The sequence below is a fragment of the Shewanella sp. SM73 genome (genome assembly GCF_025653795.1).
Classification (GTDB): domain Bacteria; phylum Pseudomonadota; class Gammaproteobacteria; order Enterobacterales; family Shewanellaceae; genus Shewanella; species Shewanella oncorhynchi.
In genome coordinates this window covers 405,182-426,084 of record NZ_JAKKRY010000002.1, presented here as the reverse complement: position 1 = coordinate 426,084, position 20,903 = coordinate 405,182, and the positions used below count along the sequence as shown (strand labels likewise).

Here is a 20,903-nt window from a genome sequence, read left to right as displayed (position 1 = left end):
TTGTGATGATGAAGCTGCGTCTCGTCCTTATCTGGCTGCTGTGTTTTGCCTCTTTCGGTACTTGGGCAGCGCTCATTCGGGTAACAGATACAGATTCACTCACCCTTGCCCTTAACAAAGCCCAAGCAGGTGACACCTTAGTGCTAGCCACTGGGGTGTATGAAGGCTCCTTTAAGGTGACGCAATCCATTTCGCTAAAGGGGGAAATAGGCGCGACATTAGATGCACTGCGCCAAGGCAGTGCGTTGGTCATTGAGGCGCCTCAGGTGAGTATTGAGGGGCTCAATATCCGCCACTGGGGACGGGATCTGTATTACCGTGATGCCGCCATTTTACTCAAAAAAGGGGCGGATAATGTGCTGATTAAGGGAAACCGCTTGGTGGGTGATGGTTTTGGTATTTATGGCGAACAGCTAAACTCGCCCACCATCACGAACAATAGTATTAGTGGTAACGGCGCCATTCATGTGCTTGATCGGGGTGATGGCATTTATCTTAAGCATGTTAATTCGCCACAAATTGACCGAAATCAGCTCATTTTTGTCCGTGATGGTGTGTATTTAGAGTCCGTTACCCACAGCCGCATTTATGAAAATCAATTCACTAAGCTGCAATATGGTATTCACTACATGTATACCCAAGCCGACGAAGCGTGGCAAAACCAAGCGATTGCCGTCGATGGCGGTTATGCCCTAATGAATTCAACCCATATTTACCTGCACCACAACCGTGTGACTCAGGCGCGGGACTTTGGCATTTTGCTCAACATTACTGAGGCATCCCATGTGCAAGCCAATGTTGCGAGTCAAATCCATAACCCTAAGGGCACTGTGGAGCTTGGCAATGAGGGGAAAGGTATTTTTATTTACGCTGCTCAACATAACCGTATTCAAGATAACGAGTTTAGCTACAGTGATACTGGGATCAGTATGGCCATGGGCGGAGAGGAAAATCGCCTTTGGCATAATCGTATTATGTCCAATCAAACCCAAGTCAAATATGTCGGTGAAAGCCAACTTGAATGGAGTTATCAGGGGCAGGGGAATTACTGGTCGGAATATCAAGGTTGGGATCTGAATGGCGATGGATTCGGGGATATTGTCCATAGGCCGAATGACAGTTTAGATAAACTGTTTTGGCTTTATCCTGAAGCCAAACTGTTGATGGAAAGCCCCGTTGTGTTGTTACTGCGTTGGGTGGAACGCCAATTTAAGCCCCAAGTGACGAGCGGTATAAGTGATAGTTTTCCCCTAATGCAAAGTGGCGCGCATGTACTGATTGATGGAGGTTCGCGATGAATCATCAAACTTTGACCTGCTCAGCGAATAAGCCTGTAGTGAATGCTGATGTGGTTGTTAAAGCGACAAATATCAGTAAATGCTATGGCAAGTTTAAGGCACTGGATGATGTGAGTTTTGAGGTGTTAGCGGGTCAAGTGATCGCACTCCTTGGGCATAATGGTGCGGGTAAATCTACGTTACTCAAGCTTATTTTGGGATTACTTACCCCCACAAGTGGCCTGCTCCAAGTTCAAGGTCATAGTGTCGGAAGTATGAATGCCAGACAGAGTTTGTCCTTAGGCTATTTGCCTGAAAATGTGAGTTTTTATGACAATATGACCGCCAATGAGCTGCTGCGATATTTCGCTAAGCTTAAGGGCGTTGCCTTGCCTAAAGTACATGAATTACTTGCTGAATTTGGTTTAGAGGCCGCTAAAGATAAGCGCTTGAGTACTTTTTCTAAGGGGATGCGGCAGCGCCTTGGGCTCGCTCAGGCAATATTGGCAGATCCTCAGATATTGTTACTTGATGAGCCGACTGTCGGTCTAGATCCCTTAGCATCGGCTTTTCTGTATCAAAAAATAGCCCAACTTAAGGCGAAAGGCTGCGCCATTATCATCAGTACCCATGAGTTAGGATTAGTTCAAGATCAAATGGATCGGGCTTTGATTTTAGGCCGAGGACGAATGTTAGCTTCGGGAACTTTAACCGCCCTTAGATCTGCAACTCGGTTGCCAAACCAGTTCTTTTTGCATTCCTTGTCTCACACTCAAAGGCTAGAGGTGCTCGCAGATCCTATTTTAGCCAGCTGTGTTGAGATGAGTTCGCCGCCGGGATTAAAACTGACTGTACCACAGGAGCAAAAGTCAGCCGTGTTAAATCACTTATTACAAAAAGTGCCCGCGGGGGATTTTTCTATTGAACCTCCTAGTTTGCAGAGTGTGTTTCATCATTACATGGAAAGTCTTTGCCCCCTTCAGTCGCCAACAATGCCCACAAAGACTATTAACATAACAGATATAAATCAGGCGATTAATTTGGAATCAGTCCTATGAACCGTTCCGAGGTTTCGCACCATCGTTTAAGTGCCCTGAGCATAGTGAGCACCATAGCCGCCAAAGAGTTTAAGGATAATTTACGTAATCGTTGGTTATGGATGATGGCGGGAATCTTGTTGCTGCTATCTCTGTGTGTGAGTTTTATGGGCAGCGCTGTGTCCGGCAACTTAGTGGTATTTGAGCCTGCCCAGATCCTCTCTGGGTTAGTCACTTTATCGGTATTTATGCTCCCTTTAGGTGCGATTTTATTGAGTTATGACAGCTTTGTTGGTGAAAAAGAATCCGGCACTCTGTTGTTACTGCTGACCTATCCATTAGCACGTTGGCATCTGGTGTGCGGCAAGTTTTTAGGCCATGCCTGCGTGATGACCATTGCCTGCATTTTGGGCTTTGGTTTAACAGGATTAATACTGATATCTCTGGGCGATACTCAGGCCCAGTTATCCATAGCTATCGGGTTTATCCATTTGATTATGAGTAGTATTTTACTGTCATTAGTGTTCGTGCTCTTGGGTTATTGGGTTAGCTTGTGTGTGCGAGAAAAAGCCAAGGCACTGGGGATATTACTCATTTTATGGTTTGTGCTTGTGCTGGTTTATGATCTTATTTTACTCAGTGCTGTGGTTGGAATGAGTGAGATGTTTAATCGTACAGTATTCAATCTACTGATTTTGTTGAACCCTACTGATCTGTTCCGTGCTTTAAATTTACTCGCGACTCCCTCGGATACACTCGCGGCCAAAAGTAGTCTCACTCTGCTTGCTCAAACTGGTCTGGGCTTACCCTTAATGTATGGTTTGCTGGGTGTCTGGATTGGTGCATTACTTTTGTGTTGTTCTTGGATCTTTAAATACCAAGAAATCTAGTTTAGCGACCTCTGTATTAGTCTAACTTTGTACTTATTAAACAATGACTAAACTGAGTATAGAGTCACACTCTTATATGTTGTTAAAAGGTAAAATTAACCATCTTGACTTGGTGATTGCATATCATCGTTTTCTTGGAAAGAAACAATGTCACATGATGATTGCATGTTGTTAGTGTAATCAAACTTTATCAGTATTGGCTGATCTTTCAGGCGTTTAACATGCATAAAATCACATCTTATTTAATGTTAGATGAACAGGCTAAGGAATTAGTCGATCATGTGAATGGGACAACCATCAGCCTGACTTTTTCCGAAACGGCCTTATTAGTGCTGCTGTTATCATCCACGAATGCCATTTTTACTAAGGAAGAATTGCTGCAGGTCGGCTGGCCTGAAAGGGTGGTTGCTCCTACCTCTTTAACGCAATGCATCAGTACCTTACGTAAAAAGCTTGAACCCTATACCGAAGTGCAGCTTAAAACCGTGGCACGCCGCGGTTATCAATTGCATATCTCTGAACAATCCCATGTAAAGATGCTGGCGATCAATGATGCGAATGCAATTCGTGATGCCTTAGTGGGGGTGTCGGTTTGGACTAAAGTTGCTGGTATTGCCCTCTTGTGCGCTATCTTGGCAATCGTTTGGTATGTGAGCGACCATCATGCGGTGGTTAAACAGGTGGCTAAATGGCATGCCGATAAATATATCAGCCTCAATATTGGTGGCACGCTGGGGACGGCGCGAACCTTCTATATTGGTGATGAGGATCGTTTACATCCTTCATGGTGGCAAAAACATTTAGCGCCAGAGGGAAATCACATCAATAACCTTAATTACTTCAGTGCGTTTACCTCAACAGATGGCAAAAATTATTCGATGGCGATTTGCCCTGAGCTGGACGCCGATGCCTGCAGTGGTCACGGCATCATCAATATCACGGCGATAGATGCAAAACCCGCAGGATTAAATATGGCGGAGTTTATTCCGCTGAGCCAAATAATGGAGCAGCGCATTCGCTATAACCGTATTGTCCTCCCTGCGGATGATAAAGGAATGGGTGAGTTACTTGAGCATAATTACCATGCGGATATTTATTTTCCCGTCGCGGGCGAACTCTTAGTTCGTAACGATCTCAGTATGTCTCTGGTCTATGAAGGGCAAAATAAGGGTAAGTTTTATTCGACCTCCTGTATTACAGATCAAGATTGTTTAACGACGCCGATTAAATACACTATCCGCGGTGAGTTTGAGCAGTACCAGACCACAATTGATGACCTTAAAGTCGATGTTTTTCACGTTAAAGTGTTACAAAAAGAACTGACAAAACCGGATGAAGTCAGCCATTCTGCTATGCAGTTCTACCGTGAAATTCGTAAGCATGATATCCGTGATGAAGATTTATTTTATTATCGTGTTTATCAAAATGAGCACACGGCAGTATGGATCATTCCTCAGATGGGACAAGTACTTGCGTGGACTCAGTACACTCAGATCAAATTATAAAGTAGTCGTTAGCCAAACTTGATTAAGCCGACATAGCGTCGGCTTTTTTGTGCCTGCAGTTGAGCGCGGTCGTGATGATGCTAAGCTGCGTGTTTAAGCGTCTGGCTCAAATTGTTTGCATTAACTTTCTATCATAAAAATTGGCTTTGTTTTACTTCTTCATTCAGTGCCAGTTACACTGCCAAACTTAGCAATCACACTATAAATACAATAATAAAAAAGAGAGGAGTCATTCATGTCGGACCGTCTTATTCCCGTGCTGTTACTGTCAACTTCAGTACTGGCTGGGCTCACTGCTTGCAGTGATAACACCACAGAAAACACCGTAAAAACCAGCGAAAACGCACCAAAAAGTCAAGACATTGCGGCTCAAATGCCGATTGGCATTAATGTCGCGGCTATGACGCCAACGGTAAAACCAGGGGATGATTTTTATACCTACGCCAATGGCGAATGGATGAAAACGACGATGATCCCCGCCGATCGCTCCAGCACTGGCGCTTTCCTCGTTGCCTTTGAAGCAACCGAAAAGCATAAAACCAGTTTGATTGCCGATCTGGTGAAAGAACAACATGCGGCGGGAAGCGACGAAGCGCGTATCGCCGATTTCTACAAGGCTTACACAGATACCGCTGCTATTGATGCCGCAGGAATGAAGCCTGCCGAGGCGGATATTGCCCGTTATGAGGCCATTGCGAGCAAGCAGGATTTATCTGCGGCGTTAGGCGGAAATCTGCGCGCCGATGTCGACCCTCTCAACGCGACTGACTTTTATACCGAAAACCTATTTGGGATCTTCGTCACCCAAGGTTTAGCCACGCCGGGCGAAGTCTTACCTTACTTTTTACAGGGCGGTTTAGGCTTACCTGAGCGCGAATATTACCTGTCTGCCGATCCTAAAATGGTCGACATTCGCACCGCTTACCGCGCTTACATTGAAACTTTGCTCAAAGATGCGGGTGTGAGCGATGCCGCTGTCCGTGCCGATCGTATTTTTGCCCTTGAAAACAAGATTGCCGTAGCCCACGCCAGCCGTGAAGCAAGCGAAGATTTTACTCAGTCTTCGGGTGTATGGAGCCGTGCTGACTTTGATGCCAAAGCACCGGGCATCGATTGGACTGCCTTTCTAGCGGCGGCGCAACTGGGCAATCAGCCTAAATTTGCGGCCTACCATGCAACGGCGATTACGGGACTTTCTGCGCTTGTGGCCTCTGAGCCTTTAGAAGCATGGAAAGATTGGCTCGTGTTCCACCATATCAACAGCCATGCTGATGTGTTGCCATCGGCTATCGACAACGCTTCGTTTGCCTTTAATGGCACTAAGCTTTCTGGCACGCCAGAGCAGCGCACCCGCGATAAACGTGCCTTAGCGGCACTCGACCAATATTTAGGTGATGCCGTAGGCCATGTCTATGCCGAGCAATATTTCCCCGCTTCGGCCAAAGCAGAAGTCAGCACTATGGTGGATAACATAGTGACCGCCTTCGGTCAGCGAGTGGAAAAACTCGATTGGATGGACCCTTCAACCAAGAAAGAAGCCCTTGCAAAAGTGGCCACTATGGCGGTGGGCGTGGGTTATCCCGACAAATGGCGCAATTACGACAGCTATGCTGTGACTGCGACCAATGCCTACGCCAATGCCATCAATGGCGAAAAAGTGGAGTACAGCCACCAGTTAGCCAAGATTGGCAAACCAATGGATAAAGGCGAGTGGTGGATGACGCCGCAAGTGGTGAATGCGGTGAACTTGCCGGTGCAGAATGCGTTGAACTTCCCCGCGGGTATTTTGCAACCGCCATTCTTCGATGCTAAGGCCGATGCCGCTTACAACTATGGCGCTATTGGCGCTGTGATTGGCCATGAAATCAGCCATAGTTTTGATAACAATGGTGCGGCATTCGACTCGACTGGTGCTATGCGTAACTGGTGGACGCCCGCTGACTTTGCTCAATTTGATAAGCAAGGCGATGCGTTAGCGCAGCAGTTTGATGCTTATGCGCCTTTCCCTGATTTACACGTCAATGGCAAGTTGACTTTAGGTGAAAACATTGCCGACGTAGCAGGTTTAGCCGCCGCTTATGATGCTTACCATGCCTCGCTTAAAGGCAAAGATGCGCCAGTGATTGGAGGCTTTACGGGTGATCAACGCTTCTTTATCGGCTTTGCGCAAACCTGGGCCACTAAGATGCGTGACGAAGCCCTGCGTGCTCGGGTAGCAACCGATGGACATGCCCCAGGCATGTACCGCGCACTGACTGTGCGTAACTTAGATGCTTGGTATACTGCATTCGATGTTAAGCCTGGCGATAAGCTGTATTTAGCCCCTGAAGATCGCGTTAAGATCTGGTAAGTTTACTGCGTTGATTTGAAAGGAAGGGGAACACTAATGTTCCCCTTTTTATTAACGATTTTGCAGTCGGTTGTAATCCAGCCAACCACTTTCTATCGGGTGATTGTCGAAAAAGATCTGATTGAGTTCGTCACTAAAGGCCCAAAACTTCGGATCAGTACGGCGTACACCCACCATATCTAACAGTGCCTCATAGTCTTTTTCAGTTTGCATTTTCTCTACTGTCGCCACGACGTTAGGCAAGTCTTGTTCTTTCACTCGCCAAAATGCCTCAGGATAACTACCCAATAAGCCATGCACTAAAGTGACGTCATCTTTAGCGGGTTCGCGGTTACTCGCCTCATTAAATAGACTCGAAATATTCCGATGGGCGCTATTGCGAACTAAGGTAAATATCTCTGCTTTACCCGCTTTTTCAGGTTCGACCATGATCATAGTTAGTTCAGGTAACAGGGTCGCTTGTGTGCCTTTTAATCGATCTAATGTGTGTAAAAGTGCTTTGCTATGTATTTGCAAGCTACTGTTTTCTATGTGATATCGATTGGGTTGAACTTTAGCAACCTTCTGTCCGAGTTTTTGATACAGTTCGCCCTTTAGATCGTCACTAAAGTAGAGTACGCCCGTAGGCTGATGAAAGGTGTTGATATCCCCTGCGATAAAGGCCGTGAGTTGAGTTCCAGCCCCTTGATACCAATCACTCAACTGCTTGCGCCTTTCCTCCTGTGGCAACAGGGTCAGGAAATTCGATTCCCCCTCCATACGTAAAAAATCCATGTATAAGCGAGTTAATAGCTGGTGGCCGTAGTTACCATAAACATCGAAACCCGCGACCAATAAATAGTGGATACGCTCCAGCAAGGCATAATCGATAATCCAAGCCGTTTTTGGGGGCTCGCCGACTAAGCCTTTGACCACTGTGGCATTGTCGAAGTGGCGTAGCACTGTCAGGCTGGCATTATCATTGGTGTCGTCGCCATCCCAGAGTCCGTCGATAGTGAGGTGCTGGCCGTTTTTGAATTTCTCGTTCAAGAATTGATTACGCGCCCGCATATATTTGCCTTGTTTGGCGGCATATTTCACCCAAGTTACTGCTAATGCAGTGCTTTCTTCCTCTGCAGGCATACGTAGGTTTTCAAGTTGGGAATGGTAAAAGGCGCTAAAGTCAGTGTCGTCCATATAATCTGGAGTCACAAAGTACACCCAGAATCTATCGTTAATGACATTGAGCGCCACCTGACCACGGCACACTGGGCCTTTGATAAAGCCCATAATGGTATCTTGGGCGCGGGTCAGCATAAATCGATAGCGCGCACTGGCAGGAATTTGAATAAAGGCTTCAAAGGGATTGGCCGCAACGCTCGGCTTGTAGCTCGGCAGTTGAGTGACTGAGTAATCCGCATCGATAAACCATTGTTGCCAGTTATCCAGCAAGCCAGTATTCAAAGCGTAGGGGATATGGGTTTTATCGACTATGGTTGCCCGATAAGGCCGAAAGCGGTAATAGACTCGCTCCACCTTAGGATCATCGAAGGGACGACGGGAGGCGATAATATCCAGCGCTTGCCCCGGCGGCGTCCGAGAACGCACTAACTCGAAGAATAAAGGCTGGGTGTTCGGCTGATTCAAAGACTCAAAATATAAATGGAAGGCAAACAAATGCTCGTAGATGTAGCGTGCACTTAATTGGCTTTTTAAACTGTCGCCGTTTAAAAACTTCTCCCAGAGGGTTATTTCTGCAATAAATTCAGGTGTAAGCGCTTGTGCAAACGGCAGTGGCGCACCTTGCTCGAGCCAGTGCATCAACACTTGATGTTCATTCGCATTCAGTGCTGGCAAGCCATAAGGCATACCTGCAAGGGGCTGGCTTTGCTCGTATTTGTCCATTTCCTCTAGGCTGGCGCATTGCTGTACCCTATCTAGGCTGAAATCAAAACGCTTATCTAAAATCTTGTCTTCGGGCAGGGGATGCATTTGCTTAAGCGTGAGCATTCTGGCTAATACCGAGGCTTGGGTATTGGCTTCTGGGGTTTGATCGCGCTCGTTTAGCATGGGGTAAAACCCGCGTTGACGCCAAGCTTCAGGGGTAAAGGCATCGACAAATAAGCGATTAGGTGTGGCAGCGACTAAGCGTGTGCCTTGGTAGACCTTTTCCTTACTCGCCCCGCGTTCTATACCTTCGCTCGAGGTCATTTTTAACTGACAGGGGGCATCGTAACAGGCATGACATACCACGCAGCGGCTATTAAGAATAGGCTCGACTTCTTTGTGCACAAACTCGGCCTGTTGAATAAATTGGTCGTTCAGCTGTGCATTTTCGACGCGTTTTTGCGGTGAGCTAGTGCCAAACAGGCTATTGAAATCGATTTGCGCTACGCTGGCACAACCCGTCGCCAACAGCACTGCGACCAACAACAACCTCTTCCATCCCCCTTTTATCGCGCCCATTCACCGCTCCTTCATTTGCCGCATGCTATTTAGCAGAGTTAGGCTTTTTAGCCTACTGATAAGTATCACTTTAGCAGAAGAGTGTGTTGGATTTGAAATTTGCAGCCAGATGTTGTTCAAGGAGTTTACTTAAGTTGCCCTACAGACTTTTGGTCGCTGCTCGAAACTTGGGTAAGATAGCGGCTATAAAAGCGTACCTGTGACGGCTGTATTAATTGCACCAGTATTGTTGTGGCAATAACAAAAGGATGAAGTATGACTGCTGATAACCGCTATTTTTACGAACCGAGCAAAGGCCATGGCCTTGCACACGATCCTTTAAATGCGATTGTGGGGCCTCGACCGATCGGCTGGATTTCATCACGCAATGCCGAGGGGCAACGCAATCTCGCACCTTACAGCTTTTTCAATTGTTTCAACTACAAACCGCCCATCATCGGCTTTGCCAGCACAGGCTGGAAAGACAGTGTCGCCAATATCGTCGAAACAGGGGAGTTTGTGTGGAACCTCACCACTCGCGGCTTAGCCGAGCAGATGAATCAAACCTCCGCCATGCTGCCACGCGGTCAAGATGAGTTTAGTTTTGCCGGACTCACGGCTAAAGCTGGCATCATTGTTAAGGCCGATTTAGTGGCTGAAAGCCCAGTAAACTTCGAATGCAAATTGTCCCAATGCATCCAGTTAACAGCCGCTAATGGCGACAAGATCGATACTTGGTTAGTGTTAGGTGAAGTGGTGGCCGTGCATATTGCTAAGCATTTACTCAATGCCGAGGGGATTTATCAAACTGCCCTCGCCGAACCCGTATTACGTGCCGGCGGCCCATCGGCTTATTATGGGATCTCAGAAGATCTGCGTTTCGATCTACATAGACCACAAGTGTAGGGGGCTGCTCATTCGCCGCAGGGCTGTGGGTTTTTAAACTTCGTTTAAGATTGACTCATGAGGTTAACTTTTAACTTTTTAAATCAAAATCTAAGCCTAAGCCTAAGTCTAAGTCAAAGTCGTGGGGTTTCACCCCACACCCGACCAAGGAGGACTGCTCGTCCTATCCTCCTTGGATGCTCCATGACGCCCCTAACGGAGTTGAAAGCCCCTTGTGCTCATTGACAAATTTGCTATCGCTTCCGAAGGATGCATCCCTGCACCTGCGAAAGCTAGCTCGCCATCCATGGCGAGACTCACGCAATTTGTCTATTCGCCCTGCGGCAACTCCGAGGGGATGGTGTATCCCTTAAGTTTTAATGTTGTTAGTTAGCCCTGAAAAGCCAAATAATTGTGAGTGTCTTAATTCTCAGCAGGGCTGAGACGCCGGATATATGTTGCAAGACCACCAACCATTAATAACCGATACTCTGCTGTAAAAGGTGATATATCAATTTAGCGTTAATGTAGTTTGAAAATGAAAGTACATTGGCCTTCTAAACCCGAAGTAACTATATATCTCCTCATTTTTTATTAATTTTCATGACTTTTTATTTTTGTGATCAAAGTTTTATTATTCATTACAGTCTTAAGGTTTTCGACCCACGTTTTTGTATAAAGATAATGATCAAAACCTTCTACGTAGCCGGCATATTCACCTTTAAAAGAGACCTCAATGCTCTGCGGTCTAGCCGTGAAGTATTTCCAACACTTTGTGTGCATTGCCATATTGAACTCAGGGAAATGGTCATGTAAAAGAGCGACAACCTTGCCTGGTTTTAACTTATATGGAGACTCAACTCCCTTAATAAAAGCTATACCACGTTCATAATTCGTGAGTTGCTCAGCACTCAGTTTTTCTACATTAACAAATTCAATAGTCAAATCAGAGCTTTTTGCATGATTGCCTACTTTTGGGACCAAAAATGCTCTTAATCGGAAGTGTTGACTTTGAAATACCTCTTCATCGAGGTCTTTTCTAAAAGTTTCCATATATTCCCGAACAACACGGTAGTTCTCTCTTTGCAGCTGCTTCATTGCATCAATTTGAGCCTGCTCAGAAATTCTGGTTAACTGCATTGCAATGGCGAGATTTACGCATAGGGTGTGTGTGTCTCCAAATTCCTTAATCAGAAGGTTCTCAAAATTGGAAAGAGCTGATTGGCATTCACCCGCAACTGCAAGGTCCAAAGCAGGAAGACTTCGGTGTTCTATTCTGTTTCTTAGCCCAACCAAAAATTCAATATTAGCTACCTCAGCCGCTCCAGTATTTTGCCAGTAATACCGACAACATTTTGATAATTCCCAAGCTTTCGTATCCCCATCAATCATGACTGGATTACCAGAGCCATCCAGGTACCTATAATCCACCCCTTTTTTCTCGAAAATTGCGTGAAACAAGGAAGTGTAAGCAATCACAATATTCACTATAAACCCATAGGTTTTATAGTGAGTAAAAGGATTGTTATAGGTTGATACTGCTAGCAAGGCAAATTCCTTTGCTTTCTCAAGCAAAATACCTCGTGAAGAGAGATCTGTCGTTTGTTGCAGTTTTTGGCTGTGAACGGTCCTGAACTCTTCCAAACTCATGTAGGCAAAGCCCGAGCTGGAATAATCCATACCAATCTTCTCCACATACTGATGCCAACGCTTTGTTGGGTATGTTTTGCATGTCTCAACTGTCCAGTCTGTAGCTTCAGCAAGCTCTTTTATCGTGAAAGTTTCACCTGATCGCTCCTTACTAACAAGAAAGCTGAAAGCTCGGTCTACTTTTTGATATTTACTGGCATGTGCTTTTTGCTGTACAAGTTGTTGCTCAGGCAGGTTAGAGATAAGCTCCAGAATTCCTTCCAACGTAGCACTCGCCATTTGGTATTTTTGATAAAACGCTTTCTTAGTTCCGCACTCATCCAAAGCCGCTTGAAGTGCAATTTTGGCTTTATTTTTACCTGCTAATTGCACCCAGTGTTCGATAGCGACATTTCTAGCCTTTCCAGAAAACTGACCTCCAGGCTTATAGCTACTGTTAATTTTTGAAATAGCTTCGGAGAATGACCAATCCTTATTTATTTGCATTATCTGATTCCTTTCTTAGTAGCTAGAGATCATTAACTAATCTGAACTTATGGCCCTCCTCGTGATCGGATTTTTTGACCACGAGAGCCCCATTACACCGGAGATCCTATGCATAAGTTAGTGTAAGCATTTTTCGATGTCGATGATTTTTTGCTGTTTTCCTCCTGCATTTATAGAGACACCCATTGTTGAATTTTGCAATGCTGATGGCTATTGGTATTAACAGCCAAAGCCGAAGTGACAGAATACACCTCCCCTCGGAGTTGCCGCAGGGCGAATAGACAAATTGCGTGAGTCTCGGCATGGATGCCGAGCTAGCTTTCGCAGGTGCAGGGACGCATCCTTCGGAAGCGATCGCAAATTTGGCAATGAGCACAAGGGGCTTTCAACTCCGTTGGGGGCGTCTTGGAGAATCCAAGGAGGATAGGACGAGCAGTCCTCCTTGGTCGGGTGTGGGGTGAAGCTCCACGACTTTGACTTTGATTTAAAATAACAAACGAAGTTTGGATATGTAGATTTTCTTGGCCGTAAGGCCGTATTCAAAGTGAAATACGGCGAAAACTGGGATTTATTATTTGCAGCCCAACTGGCAAACGTTAGCCAGCCAAGCTAACAAATTATCGTGTTATTTGATCAATACGATCGCATCACCGTAGTGTGCCGTCCATTACACCAATCACTCTCGATATATGGTGAAATCATCTCAATCATTATGATTTATGGGTTGCATGTTTGTTAATTTATTGACTAATGACATTCTCATTGATAATTTACCCTACTTAAAAAATCATTGGTAATAATAGGTTACCTAAGTAGTACTTTGTGATGAGCTTAACTCGCTTAATACAATGTGCGGTATGGATAGACAATAACTTAATGGATTAAACACAATGAAAAAAATGATCTTATGTACCCTTGTTTTAAGTCTTGCTGCTTGTAAGAGTACAGATGTAAGAAACATCGCCGATTCTGTGTCTGATATCGCAGGCATCGCTAGCACTGGTACTTCAGGCGGCACTTCCGGTAGTAGTTCCATCCCCACTTACGAACATCAGACTCAGCAATACTCGAATAATTCCGAATCATTCAATATTACTAAGAATACTAAGATGTCTCCGGAACGCGGTGCGATCCGCTCTATTACTCAGGAGAAAAATCCTAAGGGTATGACTATGGTCAGGGTTTTGGCATACCATCAAGACAGTGGCGCGGCGATGGAAAGTACTAATTACCTGTATGCGGTAGACAGTAATGGTTGGTTAAGTGATAAGCCAATGACGATGCACCGCCCAGAAACCATGATTATCAATAGCGGCGCCTATTACTTGAAGGCCGAGGATAATAGCAGCAGCAAATTTTATACCTCAGGCATGATAACCTTAGCTAGAGGCGTCACCAATGTGGTGTCGATTGAGCTTCAATAGGTAATTTTATCCTAAAAGGATAATGATTGACGTCATCATGACGATGTCGCAAGTGTCATTGTCCTATTGAAAGTAAAAACAAAACCCCAGTAAAAACTGGGGTTTATTATTTAAGCCTATGCTGACAAAGGTTAGCCTGCCAAGCTAACAAATTATCGCGTTATTTGATAAACGCGAACGCATCACCGTAGAGATGTGCTTCTTCTACACCAATCTCACGGAAGATTTCCCGTGCTGCACCCACCATGTCGAAACGGCCGGCGATGTAGATGTCGTAGCCATTTAAGCTGACAAAATCTTGTTTGATTTGCGCTAACAGATTAGCGGTTTTGCCTTGCCAATTAGCGGGAGCTTCTTCGATGACTGGCACGAAGTGTAACCAAGGGTGAGCGTCGTGCCACTCGCGGGCGATGGTTTCAAAATACATGGCATCTTGGGTGCGACAACCCCAATACAGCATAGTTTCAACCTGTTGGCCGAGGGCGATTTGGTGCTCGATGATACTTTTAATATAAGAGAAACCTGTGCCGCCAGCGATTAACAGGCGAGGGCGTTGGCTTTCGTGACGCAGGTGGGCTTCGCCGCCTGGGGCTTCGATGTCGATAGTGCTGCCATCAAGGGCGCAGGCTTTCAGGCGCTCGACCACTTGCATTGGGTAGCTTTCACTTACAGCGGCGCCAATGTGTAATTCGATCAGCTCGGCGTTTGGCGCTGATGCGATAGAGAAGGGGCGTTTATCTTTTTCACCCATGACAACACATAAGTATTGCCCCGCTTGGAAATCGAAGGCGGTTTCAGGCCTTAACAATACTTGATATACGGCATCGTTAAATGGGTTAACTTTCTCTATCTTACAACGTATGGTTTTCATCAAACTTCCTTTGCACCTTTCTTCAACAGTATGTGTCTAGGTGTCGCTTTAGAGGCCTGTTATTGGCCTATTCTCTTGGCTAAAGCCGATACTTGAGTAATGGCTTAAGCTGAATTATAGGGTTGGGCTGTCGTCTATGCCTAACTCATCCCAGATTGAGTCGATCTTTTGTTTTACTTTTGGATCCATCACGATTGGCGTACCCCATTCGCGGTTAGTTTCACCTTCCCACTTATTGGTGGCATCGAGCCCCATTTTTGAGCCTAAGCCCGCAACGGGTGAAGCAAAATCGAGGTAGTCGATAGGGGTGTTTTCGATCATCACAGTATCGCGTTTAGGGTCCATACGGGTGGTGATCGCCCAGATCACATCCTGCCAGTCACGGCAGTTCACATCTTCATCCACTATGACAATAAACTTAGTGTACATAAATTGGCGCAGGAAAGACCAAGCGCCCATCATCACTCGTTTGGCATGTCCCGGATATTGTTTGCGAATGGAGATCACTGCCATGCGGTACGAACAGCCCTCAGGTGGCAGATAAAAATCAACGATCTCAGGATATTGCTTACGCAAAATCGGCACAAACACTTCGTTTAATGCAACCCCCAGCATGGCGGGCTCATCCGGTGGACGGCCAGTGTAAGTGCTGTGGTAGATGGCATCTTTACGCTGAGTGATGTGGGTAACGGTAAATACTGGAAACTTATCGGTTTCGTTGTAGTAACCCGTGTGATCGCCGTAGGGGCCTTCTTCCGCCAGTTCCTCTGGGTCGATATAGCCTTCGAGGATGATTTCACTGGTGGCCGGCACTTCTAAGTCGCAGCTTAATGCCTTACAGACTTCGGTACGTTCACCGCGCAGTAAACCGGCAAAAGCGTATTCGCTCATGGAGTCGGGGACTGGGGTGACAGCACCTAAAATGGTCACAGGATCGGCGCCGAGTGCGACGACAACAGGATAACGCTCACCGGGGAATTGTTGTTTAAAATCAGCAAAATCTAACGCGCCGCCACGGTGGGACAACCAGCGCATGATCAGCTTGTTTTTACCCAGTAATTGTTGGCGATAAATGCCTAAATTCTGACGACTCTTGCGCGGGCCTTTGGTGATGGTTAAGCCCCAGGTCACCAGTGGCGCGACATCGCCCGGCCAGCAATGCTGAATAGGCAATTGGGTTAAGTCGACCTCATCGCCGGTTTTGATGATTTGTTGGCAAGGCGGATTACGCACTGTCTTTGGCGGCATATTCAAGGCTTGCTTGAACATAGGGATCTTAGCGATCGCGTCTTTAAAACCCCTAGGTGGTTCGGGTTCTTTTAAAAAGGCTAACAGTTCGCCCACTTCGCGCAGGGCTAATGGGTCGTCTTTGCCGAGTGCCATGGCCACACGTTTTGGCGTACCGAACAGGTTTACCAACACGGGCATGTGATGATTTTTGGGATTTTCAAATAATAGCGCAGGGCCTTGAGCGCGTAATACGCGATCGGCGATCTCTGTCATTTCTAAATGAGGATCAACTGGGTAGCTAATGCGTTTGAGTTCGCCATTGGCTTCTAAGTGATCAATAAAGCTGCGTAAATCCTTAAAACTCATGTGGAAATAGCCTCTGCGGTGAAAATCCGTGTGGCGCGCACTATAGCATTTTTCTGTTTTAGGGTTAACCAATTCAGTGATCTTCAAGCTTAGGAAGCGTAAAATGGCTACCTGTAAGTCGCGATAGATCTCGCTTACGCCCTTTATTTCGAGGTTTATATGAATATTCCTGTATGGTTTGCTCAAGAAAAGTGTGTTCAAAGTCAATCACATAGCGCGCATAAGCGGTCGCTAAAGTGCTTGGTTTTATCGCTTGCCGTGGGGATCTCACTTTTGGGGGCGCTCAGTGTGCCGACTGTGGCGGTGGCCGGAAATAGAGGCTATTCGGATCAAGACGAACGCCACGGTCATCGTGATAGCTACAGTCGTGGCGATAGTCATTACAACAATCGTCATGACAATTATTACGACAACCGCCATGTGCGTAAAGATAATCGCCATTATCGTCCCTATTATCGACCTTATTACCCTTGGGGTTTAGGACTGGGTTTAGGGCTCGCTACGGGGTGGGGATCGGGTTGGAATGTCGGTTATGGTGTGAACACCCATTGGAACAATGATTGGGGTTGGAATACATCGCGTGACGCCTACGCTCGAAATTACTGGAACTCGCCCTATTCGGGTATAGGTTTGTCGATTCCTATGCGCTACGACGATGAACCTGTGGCCATTTCTGCACCTGTACGGGTAACAACCAGTATGCAGTATTCTGCGAGTGAAGGCCGTATGGTGTCGAGTATGCCTGTAAATATGGCCGGACAATCGACTGGGCAATTGGTGTCGCAAACTAGTAACATCACTGGCAAAACAGTTGCAACTCCGCGTCCACGCGCACCGCACAGTGTGTCTAGCTTGCCGAACAATGCTAGGGTTGTGCAGCAGGATGGTCGTACACTTTACGAGTGGCAAGGCACGCTTTACGCCTACGACTGGAACAGTCAAACCTATCAAGAACAGTTAGTCAGATAGATTTACATTACGTAAATGACTGAGAAATTGGAGCCCCTTAGTGGGCTCCAATTTATTTATCATCTTTTATTAGTGAGTTATACCAATCACATTAAATATCTAATCAGTTCAGAGCCTCACAGGCATCTCAATCCAAGGCGCATTGACGCAGAAATGGTATTCCCTTTTAAGTCAATGCAACACGGGAGTGGGATGCCTGTGTGGCTCCCGAAGGGCGGGTTTCAACGCGCTTTATACTGCGTTTAAGGCTTTCGACAGAGCACCACTATGCCTTCAAGCCTTCGCCTTGTCTAAAGCGCGTTGAACTCCCGCTGAATGAACAGATATTTGATTCGATTGGTATTAGCTAGTTGTCGTTTTATAGCATAGCGGAGAAAAAGTTTGAAAACCGTTCAAAATCCATCTGTCCAAAACCAGCATAAGGGCGCCAGTACATTATGGGTGTTACTTGCCTTAGCACTCGGAACATTCGCTTTAGGCACCACAGAATTTGCTTCCATGACCTTAGTGCCTTATATCGCGAGCGATTTAGGGGTAGAGGTTGCCCATGTGAGTTATGCCATTAGTGCGTATGCGCTGGGGGTTGTGGTCGGTTCGCCGATTATCATGGTGCTAGCCGTTAGGGTCAGACGGCGAACACTCTTGATTGCCTTAGCCGGGTTAATGGCGGTGGCCAATGGCTTAAGTGCGTTAGCGCCATCATTGAATTGGTTAATCTTTTTTCGTTTTCTCAGCGGCTTGCCCCACGGCGCTTATTTCGGCGTGGCTATGTTGCTCGCCGCCTCTTTAGTGCCACCAGAAATGAAGGCCCGCGCCGTATCGCGGGTGATTATTGGTCTTACGCTGGCGACGATTATCGGTGTGCCGTTTGCGACTTGGATGGGGCAAACCGTGGGCTGGCGCTCGGGCATTGGTATAGTGGCGATTCTGGCGACCATTACCGCGATAATGGTGTATTTTTTAGCACCTAATCAAGCCGTGCCCGCTGATGCGAGTCCCAAAAAAGAGCTACAAACCCTTAAAAATCGTGAAGTCTGGCTGACGCTCGGCATCGCTGCCATTGGCTTTGGCGGTATCTTCTGCGTGTATACCTATCTGGCCGAAACCTTAATCCAAGTGACACAAGTCGAGCCGTTTAAGATCCCGATCATGATGGCGGTGTTTGGTATTGGCGCAACATTGGGGACGCTAGTGTGTGGCTGGGCGGCGGATAAGTCGGCCTTAGCGGCAGCGTTTTGGTCGTTAGTGTTAAGCACTGTGGTGTTGGCTATTTACCCGAGTTTGACCGGACATTACTGGGCGCTGATGCCCGTGGTATTTTTTGTCGGTTGTGGGTTAGGGCTCGCCACTATTGTGCAAGCCAGATTGATGGATGTGGCACCTGATGGGCAAGCCATGACAGGCGCTTTAGTGCAATGCGCCTTTAATCTTGCCAATGCAATTGGGCCTTGGGTGGGCAGTTTAGTGATACTGTCTGGACAAGGCATTGCCGCGACAGGTTATGCGGCATCTTTGTTGTCATTGGGAGGACTGTTGATGTGGTGGCTGACCCACAGAGAAAGCCGTCGCGTCGTTACTCTAAACACAGCGAACTGCGCCGACTAGCGAGTGCTAAGGAAGAGACGTAGTGGTCATATTCTGCGTCTCGAATCCGCACATTTAGCCCCTTTGTATGGTGATATCGGCGATATAACCATGCTCTGTGGCAACTAAGGCTTGTTTGAGCATGCCAGCCGCCTCATCGGCGGACATAAAGCTTGAGGTATCTAAAGCCTTACCGCTACTGGGCCAAAAGCCTGTGTCCATGCCGCCGGGATACACGGCAATCAACTTCATTGGGCTTTGTTTAAGCTCTAATCGCACCGACTCGATAAATCCCCGTACCGCCCATTTTGCCGCGCAGTAAGTGGATTCTCCCGCCTTGGCGGCCAGTGCTGCGGTGGACATGACCACAACCACAGTGACCGCTTGATCTTTATAGCGTTTCACTAGTTCGCGCACTAACAAAATCGTCGAGGTGACATTGTTATTTAGCAGGCTTTGGATATCGCTCGCCCTTTGGGTTTCAATTGCACCAAAGTAGCCGCTGCCCGCGCAATGGATCACGGTTTTAGGGGCTTGCGTTAGGCCATCGAACAGGGCTTCGAGACTCGATTCACTGGCGAGATCGGCGGTGATCGCGGCGATAGGCTTGTTGGAGAAGGGCGTTAATGCATTGGCGACGGTTTGCAGACGCTCGGCATGGCGACCTGTGAGTGTCAGTGCTTCATTCTCTTTTGCGTAGAGCGATGCGAGCGCCGCGCCTAAACCACTGCTGGCGCCGGTAATTAATATCATAGTGACCTCGGTTAATGCTGTCTTGGCTTGAAAACCGCATCTTAAATTTAAGTGTGCTTCAATTCATGGGAAGGCGAGCGGTTAGATTAAGGTAAATAGCGGCTGATCGAATGCCACTTCATCGCCGTCTTTGGCCCAAATCGCGCTGACCACGCCATCGCGCTCGGCTTGGATGGGATTCATCATTCTCATCGCTTCGATAATGCAGATCACTTCACCTTTGCTCACACGTTGACCGACTTTAACCAGCGGCACATCATCGAGTTCTGCCGCCGCGTAAAAAGTGCCGACCATAGGTGAGACTTGTACAAAACCTTCTGTACTTGGTGTAATGCCTGTTTGCGAATGGCTTGTCTGCTTTGCCTGTGAATTCAAAGGCGCCACAGGTGCTTTGGGGATCGCTTGCTGTGATTGCACATTGGCTGGCATAGGGCTGTAGCGGGTGATGCGAATTGATTCTTCACCTTCGGTGATCGCCAGTTCTGCTATGTCAGATTCTTGTACTAACTCAATGAGTTTTTCAATTTTACGAAGATCCATTGCCATTTATCTGCCCTTGCAAAGCACGCTATTGAATGGGATTACTGTGGCTGGTTGAGCCGTTTAATGGCCGCCGCCAGCGCAAACTCATAACCCTGTGAACCGAAACCGCAAATCACGCCTATCGCCTTATCGGAAAAATAGGAATGGTGGCGAAAGGCTTCACGGGCGTGCACATTGGATAAATGCACTTCAAAGAACGGAATTGCCACGCCAAGCAGGGCATCACGCAGGGCGACGCTGGTATGGGTAAAGGCGGCGGGATTGATAATAATCATCTGGGCATCGGTCGCATGAATCGCATTGATTAGCTCAAATTCGGCGTTGGACTGAATATGTTCGAGCTCAACTCCCGCCAACTTTGCCTGCTGATTTAACTCCGCCACTATGTCGGCTAAGGTTTGATGACCATAAACGCTGGGCTCGCGGCGGCCTAAGAGGTTGAGATTGGGGCCATTGACGAGCAAAATTTTGTGACTCATTGCGCTTTCCTTTACGACATGCCTTGGGATTAATGCTGGGATTAAAGTTGGAAAAATTTATTTCAGTTTTCTACATAGGCCACTAACTTAACCTGTTCAAATCGATTTTGCATTATCCGTTAGTCGATTGTGTGCGAGCTGATCATGTGCGAGCCGATTATACCTTTGACATCTTGTGCC

16 protein-coding genes are annotated in these 20,903 nt (G+C 46.9%); 9 read left to right on the top strand and 7 right to left on the bottom strand.

Annotated elements, in window-relative coordinates:
- The first annotated feature begins 8 nt into the window (after positions 1–8).
- The 5 genes from nosD (at position 9) to L5M51_RS05035 (ending at position 7,059) form a co-directional block, all read left to right on the top strand.
- Positions 9–1,298, top strand: coding sequence for a nitrous oxide reductase family maturation protein NosD (gene nosD, locus L5M51_RS05055; protein ID WP_263171901.1), 1,290 nt, complete (start codon positions 9–11; stop codon positions 1,296–1,298).
- Positions 1,295–2,335, top strand: a complete 1,041-nt coding sequence (locus L5M51_RS05050) for an ABC transporter ATP-binding protein (RefSeq protein WP_263171855.1) — start codon at positions 1,295–1,297, stop codon at positions 2,333–2,335. The genes nosD and L5M51_RS05050 overlap by 4 nt, the downstream gene beginning before the upstream one ends.
- Positions 2,332–3,204: an ABC transporter permease gene (locus L5M51_RS05045; protein ID WP_263171854.1), complete on the top strand. Its 873-nt coding sequence runs from the start codon at positions 2,332–2,334 to the stop codon at positions 3,202–3,204. The genes L5M51_RS05050 and L5M51_RS05045 overlap by 4 nt, the downstream gene beginning before the upstream one ends.
- A 221-nt stretch (positions 3,205–3,425) precedes the next feature.
- Positions 3,426–4,709 (top strand): transcriptional regulator, encoded by a 1,284-nt coding sequence (locus L5M51_RS05040; protein ID WP_173496241.1) that lies wholly within the window; start codon positions 3,426–3,428, stop codon positions 4,707–4,709.
- Positions 4,710–4,944: 235 nt separating this feature from the next.
- The gene (locus tag L5M51_RS05035; protein WP_263171853.1) at positions 4,945–7,059 is read left to right on the top strand and encodes a M13 family metallopeptidase; all 2,115 of its coding nucleotides are present in this window, start codon (positions 4,945–4,947) and stop codon (positions 7,057–7,059) included.
- Between the two features lie 51 nt (positions 7,060–7,110).
- On the opposite strand, the gene L5M51_RS05030 is transcribed toward L5M51_RS05035, so the two are convergent.
- Entirely contained in the window at positions 7,111–9,504 is a 2,394-nt protein-coding gene (locus L5M51_RS05030) for a fatty acid cis/trans isomerase (protein ID WP_263171851.1), read from the bottom strand.
- Between the two features lie 255 nt (positions 9,505–9,759).
- On the opposite strand from L5M51_RS05030, the gene L5M51_RS05025 reads away from it, so the two are divergent.
- On the top strand, positions 9,760–10,389 hold the full coding sequence (locus tag L5M51_RS05025; protein WP_263171849.1) for a flavin reductase family protein: 630 nt from the start codon (positions 9,760–9,762) through the stop codon (positions 10,387–10,389).
- 573 nt (positions 10,390–10,962) lie between these two features.
- Here the strand turns inward: L5M51_RS05025 and L5M51_RS05020 are convergent.
- Positions 10,963–12,504, bottom strand: coding sequence for a DUF3644 domain-containing protein (locus tag L5M51_RS05020; protein WP_263171847.1), 1,542 nt, complete (start codon positions 12,502–12,504; stop codon positions 10,963–10,965).
- A gap of 890 nt (positions 12,505–13,394) precedes the next feature.
- On the opposite strand from L5M51_RS05020, the gene L5M51_RS05015 reads away from it, so the two are divergent.
- Entirely contained in the window at positions 13,395–13,928 is a 534-nt protein-coding gene (locus tag L5M51_RS05015) for a hypothetical protein (protein ID WP_263171846.1), read from the top strand.
- A 160-nt stretch (positions 13,929–14,088) separates the two neighbouring features.
- On the opposite strand, the gene fre is transcribed toward L5M51_RS05015, so the two are convergent.
- Positions 14,089–14,799: an NAD(P)H-flavin reductase gene (fre, locus tag L5M51_RS05010; protein WP_263171844.1), complete on the bottom strand. Its 711-nt coding sequence runs from the start codon at positions 14,797–14,799 to the stop codon at positions 14,089–14,091.
- Positions 14,800–14,913: 114 nt separating this feature from the next.
- Positions 14,914–16,395 (bottom strand): 4-hydroxy-3-polyprenylbenzoate decarboxylase, encoded by a 1,482-nt coding sequence (gene ubiD, locus L5M51_RS05005; protein ID WP_173247757.1) that lies wholly within the window; start codon positions 16,393–16,395, stop codon positions 14,914–14,916.
- 159 nt (positions 16,396–16,554) lie between these two features.
- On the opposite strand from ubiD, the gene L5M51_RS05000 reads away from it, so the two are divergent.
- Both L5M51_RS05000 and L5M51_RS04995 read left to right on the top strand, forming a co-directional pair.
- Positions 16,555–17,364, top strand: coding sequence for a hypothetical protein (locus L5M51_RS05000; RefSeq protein WP_263171843.1), 810 nt, complete (start codon positions 16,555–16,557; stop codon positions 17,362–17,364).
- Positions 17,365–17,745: 381 nt separating this feature from the next.
- Positions 17,746–18,969, top strand: a complete 1,224-nt coding sequence (locus L5M51_RS04995) for an MFS transporter (protein WP_263171841.1) — start codon at positions 17,746–17,748, stop codon at positions 18,967–18,969.
- Between the two features lie 54 nt (positions 18,970–19,023).
- Here the strand turns inward: L5M51_RS04995 and L5M51_RS04990 are convergent, their stop codons facing one another.
- The 3 genes from L5M51_RS04990 to aroQ form a co-directional block, all read right to left on the bottom strand.
- Positions 19,024–19,701 carry an SDR family NAD(P)-dependent oxidoreductase gene (locus L5M51_RS04990; protein WP_131524248.1) on the bottom strand — a complete coding sequence of 226 codons (678 nt, stop codon included), beginning with the start codon at positions 19,699–19,701 and terminating at the stop codon, positions 19,024–19,026.
- Between the two features lie 81 nt (positions 19,702–19,782).
- The gene (accB, locus tag L5M51_RS04985) at positions 19,783–20,247 is read right to left on the bottom strand and encodes an acetyl-CoA carboxylase biotin carboxyl carrier protein (RefSeq protein WP_263171840.1); all 465 of its coding nucleotides are present in this window, start codon (positions 20,245–20,247) and stop codon (positions 19,783–19,785) included.
- Positions 20,248–20,282: 35 nt separating this feature from the next.
- Positions 20,283–20,723 (bottom strand): type II 3-dehydroquinate dehydratase, encoded by a 441-nt coding sequence (gene aroQ / locus L5M51_RS04980; RefSeq protein ID WP_028759381.1) that lies wholly within the window; start codon positions 20,721–20,723, stop codon positions 20,283–20,285.
- Between the last annotated feature and the right edge of the window lie 180 nt (positions 20,724–20,903).